2 protein-coding genes are annotated in these 1,185 nt (G+C 46.4%); both read right to left on the bottom strand.

The window, feature by feature from the left end:
- On the bottom strand, positions 1-937 hold a 937-nt coding region (locus GRP75_RS27480), incomplete at its 3' end, for a sugar phosphate isomerase/epimerase family protein (protein ID WP_160790954.1).
- Between the two features lie 77 nt (positions 938-1,014).
- A partial coding sequence (locus tag GRP75_RS27485; RefSeq protein WP_337194285.1) for a Gfo/Idh/MocA family oxidoreductase occupies positions 1,015-1,185 on the bottom strand: 171 nt, incomplete at its 5' end.

A 1,185-nucleotide genomic window follows, 5' to 3' on the forward strand; every position in this document is an offset into this window, starting at 1 on the left:
CAATCAATACCTGGCGAAGATTGTGGACAGCCTTAGTAAAGCCTTCCTCCACGGACATCAGACCATCTTCATGCTCAATACTCACTACATAATCGTATCCCACCAGACGCAGAGCACTGATAATATCTGCCCAGGTTTTTACATCATGTCCATAACCCACAGTACGGAACTGCCAAGCGCGATCTAGCATTTTCGTATATTCCTGCATATCGGTAAGCCCATATTTATTTACATTGACCGGATCAATCGTCGTATCCTTGGCATGAAAATGGTGAATGGCTCCCTCTCGACCCAAAATTTGAACCGCCTGCACTGGGTCAATTCCCTGCCACCACATATGACTCGGATCCAGATTAGCACCAATGACCTCTCCCGCAGCTTCACGCAAACGAAGCAAGGTCGCTGGTGTATGAACGGAGAAGCCTCCGTGTAGCTCCAGCCCAACTTTAACATGATGATCTGCTGCAAATTTTCCCGTCTCAGTCCAGTAAGGAATAATTTTATTCTCCCATTGCCACTTCAACACTTCCTGAAAATCATTAGGCCACGGAGCCACAGGCCAGTTTGGATATTTCGCATCCTCATGATCACCCGGACAGCCAGAGAAAGTGTTCACAACTGGAACTTCCAGCTTTTCTGCCAATCGAACGGTTTTAAGAAACGTTTCATGATCAGCTTGGGCCAAATGCTTTTGCGGATGAAGAGGATTGCCGTGACAGCTAAGCGCACTAATTGTTAGTCCGCGGGACTCTACTGCCTTTTTAAAATTTTTGAGCGCTGTATCATTCTCCAACAACTCATCCGGCTTACAATGCTTATCCCCTGGGTTGCCGCCTGTACCGATTTCTACAGCATCCAATCCTTGAGAAGCCACATAATCCAGCGCCTCCTCCAGCGAACGTCCGCCGAACAACACCATAAATACTCCAAGTTTCAAAAGAAATCCCTCCCTGTATCATATGTGAAAAAAGCTGCTTTCATTATAATGATGGTCTATTCGGGATAATTACGGGCTTAGTCAAAATAGACAGCTTTCCCGGTACGGGCCGATTCATATATAGCTTCCAAAATTTCAGTAACAACCAGTGCCTGTTCCGGCTTCACAAGAGGTTCTTTGTCGTCCAGAATAGATTCGATCCACAGACGTGCTTCGCGGTCTGCTTCATTTTCCGTTTCTCCAGAGTA

The sequence above is a fragment of the Paenibacillus sp. OT2-17 genome (assembly GCF_009827695.1).
GTDB lineage: Bacteria > Bacillota > Bacilli > Paenibacillales > Paenibacillaceae > Paenibacillus > Paenibacillus polymyxa_B.